The following is a 14,291-nucleotide window of genomic DNA, read 5'->3' on the forward strand; positions in this document are numbered from 1 at the left end:
GGAAAACGCGAGGACGGGAGCCGAGGGATCATGCCACTACGGGTGCAGAAACAGGTCCTTTATTGGGGCGGCGCATTTCTGGTACTGCTCATCACGCTGTGGCTACTGGGCAATGCCATCATGCCCTTTATTCTGGGTGCGGCGGTTGCCTATCTGTTCGATCCCCTCGCCGATCGGCTTGAGCGGTTAGGGCTGTCGCGCACCACCGCGGTCGTGCTGTTGACGCTTTGCGGCCTTATTCTGGTCGTCGCATTGTTCTTGCTGCTGATGCCGGTCCTTGTGCGGCAGACGACTGCGCTGATCGATACAGCACCCGAAATGTTCGGGCAGCTGCAGCAGTTCCTGATGCGGCGTTTCCCCGAAGTCTTTACCGAAGGGAACCCCGTCAACACCGCGCTTGGCAACATCGGCGAAAAAGTCAGTGAGCGCGGGGGCGAGCTGGTCAGCACGGTGCTGGGCTCGGTCATGGGGGTGGTCAGTGTCCTGATGCTGATCGTCATCGTGCCGGTCGTCGCCTTTTACCTGCTGCTCGACTGGGACAACATGGTCGACCGGCTGGACGAGTTGTTGCCGCGCGAACATGCCGCGACCATCCGCAAACTTGGGCATGAGATCGACGAGGCGCTGTCGGGCTTTGTGCGCGGGCAGGGCATGGTGATCCTGATTCTCGGCACCTTCTATTCGGTCTGCCTTGGTCTGATCGGCCTGCCGTTCGGGGTCGCCATCGGGGTGATCGCCGCCTCGCTTTCCTTTATTCCTTATGTGGGCGTGCTGGTCGGCGGCGCGACCGCCATCGGCGTGGCGCTGTTTTCTTTCTGGGGTGAGCCCTTCTGGATCGGGGCGGTGATCGCCGTTTTCGTCCTCGGCCAGATCGTCGAGGGGAACTACCTTCAGCCCAAGATTGTCGGCGGCCATGTCGGGTTGCATCCGGTCTGGCTGATGCTTGCCCTGACCGTTTTCGGCTCGCTCTTTGGTTTTGTCGGCCTGCTGGTCGCGGTACCCGCGGCGGCCGCGCTTGGCGTTTTGGTCCGCTTTTCTGTCGGGCGCTATAAGGAAAGCGCGCTTTATACAGGTCGCGATGTACCAGCTCCGCCCGCACCGCCCATGCTGGTCGAGATGGTGCCGCGTGGCACGACAGAACGCGCCCGCCAACTTGCCCAGCTTTCACGCGACGTGACGCTGGCGCAGCTGCAGCGCGACGAACATCTGGCCGATCTGCTGGATGAATATCTGCATCGTCAGAAAAAGGGCCAGGTTCCCGATTTTACGGGCCCGCCTTCACCGGCCGAGCTGCGGATCAAGGCGCGGGAATTCCGACAGGAAAAGGGCGACTGAACAGTGGCCAGACAATTGACCCTGGATCTGACGATGCCACCGGCCTCGTCCCGCGACGATTTTCTGATCACTGCGGCAAATCGCGACGCGCTGGCCATGCTGGATGCGCCCGAGCAGTGGCCTCAGGGTCGGCTGCTGCTGATCGGTGGGGCGGGGTCGGGCAAATCGCATCTGGCAGGGTTCTGGGTTGCCGAACACGATGCCTTTTTGTGCCACGGCTGGGCGCTGACCCCCGAAAATGTCGATGAGATGATCCGCCCCGGCGCGGCTCTGGTGGTCGAGGATGCGCATGAAATTGGCGGCAATCCTGCAGCGGAACAGGGGCTTTTCCACCTGTGGAACCTTGTGGGCGCGCGGCAGGGGCTGTTGCTTGTCACAGCACGCAGTGCCCCGCGCGATTGGGGACTGGTGCTGCCCGACCTGCGTTCGCGGCTTGATACGGCGGCGCAGGCTATCCTCGGGCCGCCTGATGACGCGCTGCTGCCTGCGGTGCTGGTGAAACTGTTTGCCGACCGGCAGATCCAGGTCTCGCCCGAGGTGGTGGACTGGCTTGCCCTGCGGATGGAACGCGACCTTGATCTGGCGCGGCGGCTGGTTGCTGCCATCGACCGCGAATCCCTTGCAGATCGTCGCGCCATCACGCGTCGTCTGGCGGCCGAGCTGCTGGACAAGCTGTCCCCGGCCGACGCATGATCCGCCGGTATCCCTTAGCGATCCGCGACATGACCCAAGCCGATTTTCTCAAGTCTCCGTTTCCTGCTCCACGCCAGATTCCCGAAGGCACGCCCGAAGGGCCGTCGCGCTTTTTCAACCGCGAGATAAGCTGGCTGGCCTTTAACTGGCGCGTGCTGGATGAGGCGCGAAATCCACGGGTTCCGCTGCTTGAGCGGCTGCGGTTCCTGTCGATCTCGGCCACCAATCTTGACGAATTCTATACCGTCCGGGTGGCTGGCCTGCGTGAGCTGGTGCGCGAGGGTAACACGACGCTGTCCGACGACGGCCTGACCTCGGCAGAGCAGCTGGCACTGGTCAACTCTGACGCGCGGCGGCTGATGAGCGCGCAGCAGGCGGTCTGGAACGGGCTGCGCCGCGAGATGGAACAGGCCGATATCACCATCCTGTCGCGTGGCCGCGTCACCCGCGCCGAAGAAGAATTCCTGCGCCGGCATTTCATGGACCAGGTCTTTCCAGTACTTTCTCCGCTGGCCATCGACCCGGCCCATCCGTTCCCGTTCATACCGAACCTTGGCTTTTCGCTGGCACTGGAACTGGCACGGGAAAGCGACGGACGGCAGATGCAGGCGCTGTTACCCATCCCGCAACAGGTGGCGCGCTTTGTCGCCCTGCCGGGGGGCAAACGCTTCCTGAGGCTGGAGGATCTGCTGCTTATGCATCTGCCAAGCCTGTTTCCGGGCTATCGCGACATCGGCCATTGCGCCTTTCGCGTGCTGCGCGACAGCGATCTTGAGGTCGAAGAAGAGGCCGAGGATCTGGTGCGCGAATTCGAGACGGCACTGAAACGTCGCCGCCGGGGCAGCGTGATCCGGCTGAAGATCACCTCGGGTGCCCCGGATCGTCTGCGCCGCTCGATCATGCAAGAGCTGAACGTGAACCCCGAAGAGGTGGTCGAGGTGGAGGGCCTGCTTGGCATGGCCGATCTGCATGAGCTGGTGCTTGATTCGCGCCGCGACCTGCAATGGCCGACCTTTACCTCTCGTGTGCCTGAGCGGGTACAGGACCATGACGGCGACATGTTCGCGGCCATCCGGCAAAAGGACATGCTGCTGCACCACCCCTATGAAACCTTTGATATGGTGGTGCGGTTTCTTGCGCAGGCCGCACGCGATCCGAATGTGCTGGCGATCAAGCAGACGCTTTACCGCACCTCGCGCGACAGCCCTATCGTGGACGCGCTGTGCGAGGCAGCCGAATCTGGCAAATCGGTGACGGCGCTGGTCGAGCTGAAGGCGCGTTTTGACGAGGCCGCGAACATCCGCCAATCACGACGGCTGGAACGGGCGGGCGCGCATGTCGTCTATGGCTTCATGCAATACAAAACCCATGCCAAGATCAGCACCGTGGTCCGGCGCGAAGGCGACCAACTGGTCACTTACTGTCATTTTGGAACCGGCAACTATCACCCGATTACGGCGCGGGTCTATACGGACCTTTCCCTTTTCACCTGTGATCCCGCGCTGGGGCGCGACGCCTCCAAGGTGTTTAATTTCCTGTCGGGCTATGTTCAGCCCGAGGGGCTGGAAAACATTGCCATCTCGCCCATCGACCTCAAGGAACGGCTGCTTGAACTGATCGCCCGCGAAACCGAATTCGCCCGCCGCGGCCGCCCCGCGGCGATCTGGGCCAAGATGAACAGCCTGATCGAAAAAGACGTGATCGAGGCGCTGTATGCCGCCAGCCAGGCAGGGGTCAAAATCAACCTTGTCATACGCGGCATCTGCGGGCTGCGCCCCGGGATCGCCGGGCTATCCGAAAATATCCGGGTCAAGTCGATCGTCGGGCGGTTCCTTGAACATTCCCGCATCGTCTGTTTCGGCAATGGCTTTGGCCTGCCGTCCAAAAAAGCGCGGGTTTTCATCAGCTCGGCAGACTGGATGGGTCGGAACCTGTCGCGCCGGGTCGAAGCGATGGTCGAATGTTTCAACGAAACCGTAAAGGCCCAGATCACCAGCCAGATCATGGCCGCCAATATGGCGGATGAGGCGCAAAGCTGGCTTTTGCAGCCTGACGGTCGCTATTTGCGTTATCTGCCTGCCGGGCGTGACGATCTGTTTTCCTGTCACAAATTCTTTATGGAAAACCCGTCATTGTCCGGGCGGGGCTCCGCCGGTGCACGTGACGTTCCGGCTTTGATGCACTCGATGGATTGACGCAGCGCGGCAATTGCCCCATCCAAAACGCGCCCGGCGTGGTAACGGAATCGAGAGGACCCCCGATGAACGGCATCATGACCGCAAGCGGAGAAACCATCGAACCCTTTGGACGCTCGCTGTTTGAGCGTGCTTCGGAAAGGGCGCTTAGCCGGGTTGGCGTGGTCGATGTCGGCTCGAACTCGATTCGCATGGTGGTTTTTGACGGTGCCGCCCGCTCACCGGCCTATTTCTATAATGAAAAGGTCATGGCGGGGTTGGGACAGGGACTAGCCACTACCGGGCGGCTGAACCCCGACGGCGTACGTCGCGCCATGTCGGCACTGCGCCGCTTTGCTGTGCTGGCCGACAGCATGGGGATCAAACCGCTGACCTGCGTGGCCACCGCCGCGGTACGCGAAGCCGAGGACGGCCCCGCATTTCGCAAGGCGGTCGAAAAAGAAACCGGGCTGAAACTCTGGGTCATCGACGGCGAAGAAGAGGCGCGGTTGTCAGCGCAAGGGGTGCTTTTGGGCTGGCCCGACGCCAAGGGCCTTGTCTGTGACATCGGCGGCAACTCGATGGAGCTTGCCGAGGTCAAGGATGGCAAGGTGGGTCGGCGCATCTCGACCCCGCTTGGTCCCTTTCGGCTGCAACAGGTCAAGGGCGGTGCCTCGGGCCTGCGCGACCATATCCGTGACACGATCGAGCAGGCGGCCGAGCATCTTGGCCGTGATGCCGGGCAGATCTATCTGGTCGGCGGTTCGTGGCGCGCCATCGCCCGGCTGGATATGGAGCGGGCGAAATATCCGATGACCGTCCTGCATGAATACCGCATGTCGCCCGACGCAGTATATGAGACGGTGAAATGGATCAGCGGGAAAAGCGTATCCGAGATGCGCTCTATGACCGGCATTTCGCAAAGCCGGCTTGAGCTTGTGCCTCTGGCCAGCCTTGCCTTGCGCCAGCTGGTGCAAAGCTTGCAGCCGAAATCGCTGGCGGTGTCCTCATACGGCATCCGCGAGGGGCTGCTGTATGAACAGATGCCCGCCGGGCTGCGTTCGCGCGATCCGCTGATCGAAGCGGCGCGCTTTGCCGAAAGGCAGATGGCGCGGATGCCGGGCTTTGGCAAAAAGCTATACCACTTTCTTGAACCGATCTTTGTCGATCTGCCGCCTGAGCGCGACCGGCTGATCAAGGCCGCCTGTCTTTTGCATGACACGACCTGGCGCACCCACCCTGATTACCGGGCGGACGCCTGTTTCGACAACGTGACCCGGGCAAACATGGCGGCGCTGTCCCATCCCGAGCGGGTGTTTCTGGGCCTGTCGTTGCTGCACCGCTATAAAAACAGCCGCGCGAACTCTCCCATGGCGCCCCTTTTTGCGCTGCTTTCGGAAAAAGAGATCCGAGAGGCCGAGGTTCTGGGTAAGGCCATGCGCTTTGGCGCCATGTTCTCGGTCAAGGACCCGGCCGAGGCAGGCACGCTGAAACTGCAGCGCAAGAAAAAGCAGCTGGAGCTGAAACTGACGCGTATCGGGCGCGCCCTGATGGGCGAGGTGGCTGAGGCGCGTTTCCGCACGCTGGCCGAGGCGATGGGCGTGACCCCGGTCGTCACCGGCGACTGAACCGGGGTACTTGAGCGCCCCCACCGATGTCAGGGATGCGCGACGGGACGCCTCAGGCGCCCCAGGTCCGTTCAAGCACGTTCAGCCAGTTCTTCCAGGCGATCTTTTCGACCAGTTCGCGGCCATAGCCATGGTCAAGCATCGCCCCGGTCAGGTTCTGCAAGGCAGAGGCATCGGCCAAGTCCTCGGGCATGTCAGCACCGTCGAAATCCGAACCCAGCGCCACGCCATCCTCGCCCAGAATGCTCAGCAGATGGTCAAGGTGGCGCAGCATGATTTCAAACCCGTGCATCGGATCGCGGCGCCCTTCGGGGTGCAGGAACCCAACGGCGAAATTCAGGCCGACCAGCCCCTTTGTATCAGCGATCACTTGCAACTGCCGGTCGGTCAGGTTGCGCGAACTGGCCGCGACAGCATGGGCGCAGCTATGGCTTGCGACCAACGGCGCATCCGAAAGCGCGGCGATATCATCAAAGCCCTTTTCGTTCAGATGCGACAGATCCAGCATGATGCGCAGCTGATTGCATTCGCGCACCAGCGCCTTGCCCGCATCGGTCAAGCCCGGCCCGGTATCCGGCGAAGAGGGAAAGGCAAAGGGCACTCCATGTCCATAACGCGTCGGGCGTGACCAGACCGGCCCCAGCGAGCGAAGGCCCATCGCATGCCACACATGCAGGGCATCCATATCCGTGACCGGCTCGGCGCCCTCGATATGCAGGATAGCGGCAACACGACCCTCGGCCATGGCGGTACGGATATCAGCAGCAGTCTTGCAGATCGACAGGGTGCCGGTCCGCTCCATCGCCATCAGCTGGCCGGCCTGGGCAATAGCATGGGGCAGGGCGTCATCGGCCGCGATTTCGGGCGGAAGGCCCAGCGAAAAGGGTGGGTTCTTTTTCAGCATCGCCGCCAATGCGTCATCAGGACCGGACGGAGAAGGCGTCCAGATGGCAAAGAAACCGCCAGCGAAACCGCCAGCCTTCATGCGGGGCAGGTCAAGATGCCCCTCGCCATTACCTTCCAGCCACAGACGGTCGCGCTCCGGTCCGGCGGCCACCATGCGCTGCAAGAAATCATTATGTCCGTCAAAGACCGGAATCATCGCTTATCCTTTCGCTCGGGCAGCGCCAACATGACGCGGCACGAAAACCGCTGCAACCTCGCACGGTTCGCCGTAAGCTCAGGTTGTGAACACGAAAAAGGGAGAGCCAGGCCATGACCCGCATCGACAAGGAGTTTTCCGGCCAGACCGTGATCTGCACCTTTGATGTGTCGCCCGGCACGGCGCATGATGTGCTGGAGGCGCTGTCACAGGCCTATGATCAGGTCATCAGCCGCCAGCCCGGTTATGTCTCGGGTGCGATCCATCTGAACGACGCCCAGACCCGGATCTGTACCTATTCGCAATGGCAGGACCGGCGCGACTATCAGGCCATGCTGCGCACCCCCGAAATGCGTGAGCGTAACCGTACAATCCACGCCATGTGCCGCCATTTCGAACCGGTGATGTATGAAGTTGTCGAAACCTGGGCCAGTTGATCCGCCAGGAATGCTGCACCTGCGAAAAAGCCGTGCATCATCTGCGCAGACCCCCTAATCTGGCGGGAAAGACGGGCGATTTTCGGGACGGAGCGGCGTCATGGCAGGACGGATCATCACCATAGCCCAGCAAAAGGGCGGGTCAGGCAAGACCACCATTGCGGTCAATCTGGCCGTGGCCTTACGGGGGCGCGGCCATTCGGTGGCGCTGCTTGACACCGACCCGCAGGGCAGCCTTGGCCGCTGGTTTCTTGAGCGGCTGGAGCGGCTGGGCGAGGATGAGGCGCTGGAATTCTCGACCTCGTCCGCCTGGGGGGCAAGCTACGAATCCGAAAAGCTGAAAAAGCGGTTTGATTTCGTCATTATCGACACCCCGCCAAAGATTGACAGCGATCTGCGTCCGGCGCTGCGGGTGGCCGATCTGGTGCTGGTGCCGGTGGCGACCAGCCATGTCGACCTGTGGGCGACCGAAGGGGTTCTGGATCTGGCCCGCCGCGAAAAATGCGACACGCTGATCGTGCTGAACCGGACCCGCCCACAGGCACGCCTGACCGCCGAGGTGGCCGAAGGGGCGGCCGCGCTGGAAGTTGAGGTGGCCGGGGCACGGCTTGGCAACCGCGTTGCCTATGCCGAGGCCCTGGGCAAGGGGCTGGGCGCTGGCGAGGTTGCACGCAATACCGCCGCCCGCACCGAGCTCGATACCCTGACCGAAGAGGTTTTGTCCATTTTGCGCTGAAACCGGCCGATCCTTGCGGGGGCAATGAAACCTTTTGCGGTTCGGGGCGTTATCTGCCCACAAGCCCTACAATAGACGAGGTCAAGATGAAGCTGTCGTTTTCCATTGCCGTTCTGGCGACGCCGCTTGCCTTGGCTGCGTGCACGCCGGAAACCGCACCCCCTGATGAGCCGCCCGAAACCGCAGCCGCCAGCGATCCCTGCGGCGCGGCGCGCTATAGTCATCTCATTGGCCAGACTTCCCCAACGATCACCGTGCCCGAAGGGCAGATGTATCGCATCGCCCGCGAAGGCCAGCCGATGACTATGGAGCTGATCCAGGACCGCCTGACCTTTATCGTAGACAAGCGCGGCAAGCTCATGTCGGTGAGCTGCAGCTAGAGCAAAGACTCACCAGTCAACGGTGGCGACGAGAGCGCTTGTTGCCACCGCGTTGCCCGGCGCGCCCAGCGGTTGACCGTCCCGAGGATTTGACCGCCGCCTCGGCCGCCTCTTCGACAGCGGATTGCCGCGCCAGAGGATCGTCCGAAATCGCAAGCTCTACTGCTTCGAGCCGTTTCACCTCATCACGCAGCCGCGCGGCCTCTTCGAATTCCAGGTTTTCGGCAGCCTTGCGCATCTGTGCCCGCAACGCATCAAGATGGGCGGCCAGGTTAGAGCCGACCATAGGTTTATCCACCTTGGCCGTGATGCGCGACTGATCGGTGTCGCCCTGCCACAACCCGGCCAGAACATCCTCGACGTTCTTTTTGACCGTCTGGGGCGTGATGCCATGGGTCTCGTTATAAGCGATCTGTTTCTTGCGACGACGCTCGGTCTCGGCAAGGGCGCGCTCCATGCTGCCCGTGACACGGTCGGCATACATGATGACGCGCCCCTCGGCGTTGCGCGCCGCACGGCCAATCGTCTGGACCAGCGAGGTTTCCGAACGCAGAAAGCCCTCTTTATCGGCATCGAGAATGGCAACCAGCCCGCATTCGGGAATGTCCAGCCCCTCGCGCAAAAGGTTGATGCCGATCAGTACGTCAAAGGCACCAAGGCGCAGGTCGCGTAGAATTTCGATACGTTCGATCGTGTCGATATCGCTGTGCATGTAGCGCACGCGGATGCCCTGTTCATGCATATATTCGGTCAGATCCTCTGCCATGCGCTTGGTCAGCGTGGTGACCAGCGTGCGATAGCCGCTGGCGGTGACCTTGCGCACCTCGTCCAGCAAATCGTCGACCTGCATTTCGACCGGCCGGATCTCGACCTCGGGGTCCAGCAGGCCGGTGGGGCGGATGACCTGTTCGACAAAGACACCGCCGGTCTGGTCCATCTCCCATTGTGCGGGGGTGGCGCTGACAAAGACCGATTGCGGGCGCATCGCGTCCCATTCCTCGAACTTCAGGGGCCGGTTGTCCATGCACGAGGGCAGGCGGAAACCATGCTCGGCCAGCGTGAACTTGCGGCGGAAGTCACCGCGGTACATGCCGCCGATCTGGGGCACGCTGACATGGGATTCATCGGCAAAGACGATTGCGTTGTCGGGGATGAACTCAAACAGCGTCGGCGGCGGCTCACCCGGGGCGCGACCGGTCAGATAGCGCGAATAGTTCTCAATCCCGTTACAAGTCCCCGTCGCCTCAAGCATTTCCAGGTCAAAGTTTGTGCGTTGTTCAAGCCGCTGGGCCTCAAGCAGTTTGCCTTCATCAGTCAACTGTTTCAGCCGCGTTTGAAGTTCTGCCCGTATCCCTTTGACAGCTTGCTGCAAAGTCGGGCGCGGCGTCACATAGTGGCTGTTTGCATAGATACGGATCTGTTTGAAGCTGTCAGTCCTGGCACCGGTCAGCGGATCAAATTCCGTAATGGATTCAAGCTCATTTCCGAAAAAGTCAAAGCGCCACGCCCGATCTTCGAGGTGTGCAGGCCAGACCTCGATCACATCGCCCCGCACCCGGAAACCGCCGCGCTGGAAAGCTGCGTCAAGGCGACGGTATTGCTGTGCAACCAGCTCGGCCAGGAACTGACGCTGATCATAGGATTGCCCGACGACAAGATCTTGCGTCATCGCCGAATAAGTCTCGACCGAGCCGATACCATAGATGCAGGAAACCGAGGCAACGATGATCACATCATCCCGCTCTAACAGCGCACGGGTGGCCGAATGGCGCATCCGGTCGATGGCCTCGTTGATCTGCGATTCTTTCTCGATATAGGTGTCCGAGCGCGGCACATAGGCCTCGGGCTGGTAATAGTCGTAGTAACTGACAAAATATTCGACGGCATTTTCAGGAAAAAATCCTTTGAACTCGCCGTAAAGCTGCGCCGCCAGCGTCTTGTTCGGTGCCAGAATGATTGCCGGGCGCTGCGTCGCCTCGATCACCTTGGCCATGGTAAAGGTCTTGCCGGTACCGGTTGCCCCCAGCAGAACCTGATCGCGCTCACCATCCTGGACGCCGCGCACCAGCTCGGCGATGGCGGTAGGCTGGTCCCCGGCGGGCTGGAACTCGGAATGCATGACAAACCGCTTGCCACCTTCCAGCTTGGGCCGGGTCACTTCGGGAAAGCGTGCGACGGGGGCGTTGGTGTTGTTGTGACCCATGGTTTCACCTTTGTTCCTGCCATGGGTAATCTGGCGCATTCGCGCCACGATGCAACCCCGGCAAGGGAATATCCTGTCACAAGCCCGCTGGCGCGGCGGTAAATCGCATGTCGGGCATCTTGAATGCGCGCAGCGCATCGGGGATAAGACAGGCAAGCAAGAACAGAGGATTCCCGCCATGCGAGTTCGCATCTACAAGCCTGCGCGCAATGCCATGCAATCCGGCACGGCACGCACCAAGGAATGGCTTCTGGTCTTTCCGCCCGCCGAAGCGCGCGAGATTGATCCGCTGATGGGCTGGACCAGCAGCGACGACACGCAAAGCCAGGTCCGCCTGCGTTTTGAAACCCGCAAGCAGGCCGAGGATTACGCCCGCGAAAACGGGCTGGAATATGAGGTGATCGAGCCGCATACCCGCGCGCCGAACATCCGTCCGCGTGGCTATGGCGAAAACTTTGCCAATGAGCGCCGCGCCCCCTGGACGCATTGAACCGCGCCCATTCTGAAAAATAAAAGCCGAAGGCTTGCAGCCTTCGGCTTTTATCATTCATGGAGCAGGTACTTCAGACGGTATCGAGGTAAAGTTCAACCGTCTCGTCATCCGACAGCTCGGCCATGTAGTGCAGTTCTTGCCGCTTGGTCATGACAAGATTTTCGATCAGATGGGCAGGAAAGATACGCCGGATCTCGGATGAGGCGGCAAAGGCATCAATGGCCGAACCCCAAGTGCCCGGCAGTTGCTCAAGCCCCTGTTCATAGGCATTGCCCTTGATCGGCGGCGGCGGCTCAACCTTGTCTTCGATCCCATTCAGCGCAGCGCCCAGAACCGCTGCGACAGTCAGGTAGGGGTTCACATCGCCCCCGGCCACGCGATGCTCGATCCGCCGCGCCTTGGGGCCGGAAGAGGGGATACGAATGGCCGAGGTCCGGTTTTCATAGGCCCAGCCGATCCCGGTCGGCGCATGGGCATTCGGCACCAGCCGGTCATAGCTGTTTTCATGCGGGGCAAAAACCAGAGTCGAGCCGGGCATTGCCGCAAGACAGCCCGCAACTGCATGGCGCAGCACCTCGGATCCTTCTTCACCGCCGTTGTCAAAGACGTTGCGGCCCTGCGCATCCAGTACCGAGAAATGCATATGCATCCCCGAGCCGTTCCATTCCTCATAGGGTTTGGCCATGAATGAGCCGGCAAAGCCGTAGCGTCGCGCCAGCCCCTTGACCAACAGCTTGAATAGCCAAGCGTCATCGGCTGCCTTCAGCGGATCGGCCTGATGCATCAGGTTGATTTCAAATTGCCCCGGCGCGGCCTCGGAAATGGCCGTGTCGGCGGGGATGTCCATCGCCTCACAAGCTTCGTAAAGCGCGGTAAAAAAGCGATCGAAAGCGTCAAGCGCACGCAGAGACAGCGTCTCGGCCCCGGTGCGACGCTTGCCAGAGCGCGGACTGGGCGGTACCCGCAGTTGCCCACCGGAATCGTCGATCAGAAAGAACTCAAGCTCGGTCGCCACCACCGGCGTCAGCCCGGCGGCCTTGTAGCGATCAACGACCCGAGCCAGCGCCTGACGGGGGTCACCCTCATAGGGGCGGCCGTCAAGATGGAACATCCAGATCGGCAAAAGGCCGGTCGGCGCCTCAAGCCACGGCATGGGCATGAAGCCACGCTCGGTCGGCAACAGCAGTCCGTCGGGGTCACCGGCCTGAAAGACCAGCGGGCTGTCCTCGATATCCTCGCCCCAGATGTCCATGTTCAGGACAGAAAAGGGGAATTTCGTGCCTTCGGTCAGGATCTTGTCGGCAAAACGCGCCGGGATGCGCTTGCCGCGGGCAACGCCGTTGAGGTCGGCCGCAGCCACTCGGATAGTCCTGACGTCGGGATGCTCACGCAACCATTCCATGATTCACCTGATAAGATTGGGCCTGTAGCGGATCTTTTTCGTCGCCCCGGGCAGATGGCGGTTCAGTCTGCGGTTCACGATGCCAAACAGCCCGATCAGGCATACGGTCAGCAAAACGAAATAAACCGCCACGATCGGGTAAGCGATGAAGGGGTTGAAGGTTTTGTCAGCAAAGTAGCTGGCATAATACAGCGCATCCCCACGTTGCTGATAGGCTGGAAAGCCCGAAAAGAACACCAGCGTCGTGGCATGGAACAGAAAGATCGCCTCGTTGGTATAGGCAGGCCAGGCAAGCCGCATGGCGGTCGGCCAGACCACCCGGCGATAACGGGTCCAGCCGGTCATGCCATAGGCATCAGCTGCCTCAAGCTCGCCCTTGGGCAGGTTGCGCAGCGCGCCGTAAAAGATCTCGGCCGAATAGGCGGCGGTGTTCAGCACCAGAACCAGCAGCGCACCGGCCCATGCCCGCGTCATCCACGAAGTCTCGACCGTGATGCCAAACACGTCAATACCGGCACGCGGCAGTTTGACGAGCATTTCATAAGCCAGAAAGAACTGGATAAAGAGCGGGCTGCCGCGAAAGATAAAGATGAACCACTCGGCCGGTTTTCTGATCAATCGGCTGTGGCTGGCCCGCGCCACGGCCAGAAGGTTGGCGAGGAAGAATCCGATAAACAGCGCCAGCGCCGCAAAATAGACGTTCCAGATCAGCCCCGAGCCGATCAGGGTGAATTGTTCGCAAAGGGTGAACTCGCCCCGCGGCAGCAGCCGCTCACCGATGCCGATGGCACGCAGCCCGTAGTTCTGAATGGTTTGCAGGCATTCGTTCATGTGGCGGCCTTTCGCATCGCCTCTCCGGCGGCGGTGGCCTGACCTCGCGACAGCCGGGCGCGGATGCGGTCAAAGATCCGCTCGGATCCCCAGGTCATCAGCAGATAAAAGACCAGGATGCCGAGGAAGTAATAAAGCCGCCAATCCGGGTGCGGATAGGCATAGACCCGGGTCTTGGCCGCCCCCAGCTCACGCGCCCAATAGACGATATCTTCAACCCCCAGCACGAAAAGAAGCGGCGTGGCCTTGATCAGGATCATCCACAGATTGGCAAGGCCGGGCAGGGCATAGGTCCACATCTGCGGGATCAGAATGCGCCGGTTCACCTGTCCGGGGCTCATGCCGTAAGCCTCGGCCGTCTCAAGCTGGGCGCGAGGCACGGCATTCATCGCCCCGTAAAGCACATTGGCAGCAAAAGCGCCAAAAACCACGGCAAAGGCAATCACGGCAAGAAAGATGCCATAGGCCTGATGCACCCATTCCGGCGAAGTCGAAAGCGGCAGCTTGGCCGCCGAGCAAACGATGAATTCATTGCCGTGCCTGACCGGAACCGTCGGGTCGCAATAAATGCGCGAGCGCAGCCATTCAAAGGCCTGATCCAGTGCGATCGGCACGAAAAGAAAGAAGATGATGTCGGGCACACCACGCACCATCGACGTATAGATCCGTCCAAACCAGCGGATCGGCGCGATGCGCGACCGCGAGGCCATGGCTCCGCCAAAGCCGAACAGCAGCGCCACAGGTGCAGTAATCGCCAGCAACAGCAGGACCGTGCCGAAGGAGAGATAGAAAAGCAGGTGCTTGCCCGAGGCCAGATAGCACATCAGCCAGGCAAGTCCTTCCAGCGATTTGGGATCGGCGCAGGACGCGAACATGG

At 61.3% G+C, this 14,291-nt stretch carries 13 protein-coding genes; 8 read left to right on the forward strand and 5 right to left on the reverse strand.

Annotated features, from left to right (window positions below):
* The first annotated feature begins 30 nt into the window (after positions 1–30).
* From F8A10_RS05745 to F8A10_RS05760, 4 genes are all read left to right on the forward strand, one after another.
* Positions 31–1,335 carry an AI-2E family transporter gene (locus F8A10_RS05745; protein ID WP_085502541.1) on the forward strand — a complete coding sequence of 435 codons (1,305 nt, stop codon included), beginning with the start codon at positions 31–33 and terminating at the stop codon, positions 1,333–1,335.
* Positions 1,336–1,338: 3 nt separating this feature from the next.
* On the forward strand, positions 1,339–2,028 hold the full coding sequence (locus F8A10_RS05750; protein WP_010395002.1) for a P-loop NTPase family protein: 690 nt from the start codon (positions 1,339–1,341) through the stop codon (positions 2,026–2,028).
* Between the two features lie 29 nt (positions 2,029–2,057).
* Positions 2,058–4,223: an RNA degradosome polyphosphate kinase gene (locus tag F8A10_RS05755; RefSeq protein ID WP_029371790.1), complete on the forward strand. Its 2,166-nt coding sequence runs from the start codon at positions 2,058–2,060 to the stop codon at positions 4,221–4,223.
* A 65-nt stretch (positions 4,224–4,288) separates the two neighbouring features.
* The gene (locus F8A10_RS05760; protein ID WP_010395008.1) at positions 4,289–5,830 is read left to right on the forward strand and encodes a Ppx/GppA family phosphatase; all 1,542 of its coding nucleotides are present in this window, start codon (positions 4,289–4,291) and stop codon (positions 5,828–5,830) included.
* A 52-nt stretch (positions 5,831–5,882) separates the two neighbouring features.
* Here the strand turns inward: F8A10_RS05760 and F8A10_RS05765 are convergent, their stop codons facing one another.
* Positions 5,883–6,932 (reverse strand): dipeptidase, encoded by a 1,050-nt coding sequence (locus tag F8A10_RS05765; RefSeq protein ID WP_010395010.1) that lies wholly within the window; start codon positions 6,930–6,932, stop codon positions 5,883–5,885.
* A 113-nt stretch (positions 6,933–7,045) separates the two neighbouring features.
* Here F8A10_RS05765 and F8A10_RS05770 point away from each other — a divergent pair, with 113 nt between their 5' ends.
* The 3 genes from F8A10_RS05770 (at position 7,046) to F8A10_RS05780 (ending at position 8,485) form a co-directional block, all read left to right on the forward strand.
* Positions 7,046–7,369 carry an antibiotic biosynthesis monooxygenase family protein gene (locus F8A10_RS05770; protein WP_010395012.1) on the forward strand — a complete coding sequence of 108 codons (324 nt, stop codon included), beginning with the start codon at positions 7,046–7,048 and terminating at the stop codon, positions 7,367–7,369.
* A gap of 100 nt (positions 7,370–7,469) precedes the next feature.
* Positions 7,470–8,105: a ParA family partition ATPase gene (gene parA / locus F8A10_RS05775; protein WP_152366887.1), complete on the forward strand. Its 636-nt coding sequence runs from the start codon at positions 7,470–7,472 to the stop codon at positions 8,103–8,105.
* Positions 8,106–8,191: 86 nt separating this feature from the next.
* Positions 8,192–8,485 (forward strand): I78 family peptidase inhibitor, encoded by a 294-nt coding sequence (locus F8A10_RS05780; protein WP_010395017.1) that lies wholly within the window; start codon positions 8,192–8,194, stop codon positions 8,483–8,485.
* Positions 8,486–8,501: 16 nt separating this feature from the next.
* Here F8A10_RS05780 and uvrB read toward each other — a convergent pair whose 3' ends face one another.
* Positions 8,502–10,688 carry an excinuclease ABC subunit UvrB gene (uvrB, locus tag F8A10_RS05785; protein ID WP_152366888.1) on the reverse strand — a complete coding sequence of 729 codons (2,187 nt, stop codon included), beginning with the start codon at positions 10,686–10,688 and terminating at the stop codon, positions 8,502–8,504.
* A 178-nt stretch (positions 10,689–10,866) separates the two neighbouring features.
* Between uvrB and F8A10_RS05790 the strand changes: the two genes are divergently transcribed.
* Positions 10,867–11,178 carry an ETC complex I subunit gene (locus F8A10_RS05790; RefSeq protein WP_152366889.1) on the forward strand — a complete coding sequence of 104 codons (312 nt, stop codon included), beginning with the start codon at positions 10,867–10,869 and terminating at the stop codon, positions 11,176–11,178.
* Positions 11,179–11,251: 73 nt separating this feature from the next.
* On the opposite strand, the gene F8A10_RS05795 is transcribed toward F8A10_RS05790, so the two are convergent.
* From F8A10_RS05795 to F8A10_RS05805, 3 genes are read right to left on the reverse strand one after another with little or no spacing between them, the layout of a single operon-like run.
* Positions 11,252–12,586: a glutamine synthetase family protein gene (locus F8A10_RS05795; protein ID WP_029371792.1), complete on the reverse strand. Its 1,335-nt coding sequence runs from the start codon at positions 12,584–12,586 to the stop codon at positions 11,252–11,254.
* Positions 12,587–13,414 (reverse strand): ABC transporter permease, encoded by an 828-nt coding sequence (locus tag F8A10_RS05800; protein WP_010395027.1) that lies wholly within the window; start codon positions 13,412–13,414, stop codon positions 12,587–12,589.
* The gene (locus tag F8A10_RS05805) at positions 13,411–14,289 is read right to left on the reverse strand and encodes an ABC transporter permease (protein WP_010395029.1); all 879 of its coding nucleotides are present in this window, start codon (positions 14,287–14,289) and stop codon (positions 13,411–13,413) included. The genes F8A10_RS05800 and F8A10_RS05805 overlap by 4 nt, the downstream gene beginning before the upstream one ends.
* Positions 14,290–14,291 lie beyond the last annotated feature (2 nt).

The organism is Paracoccus kondratievae, assembly GCF_009301415.1.
Lineage (GTDB): Bacteria > Pseudomonadota > Alphaproteobacteria > Rhodobacterales > Rhodobacteraceae > Paracoccus > Paracoccus kondratievae.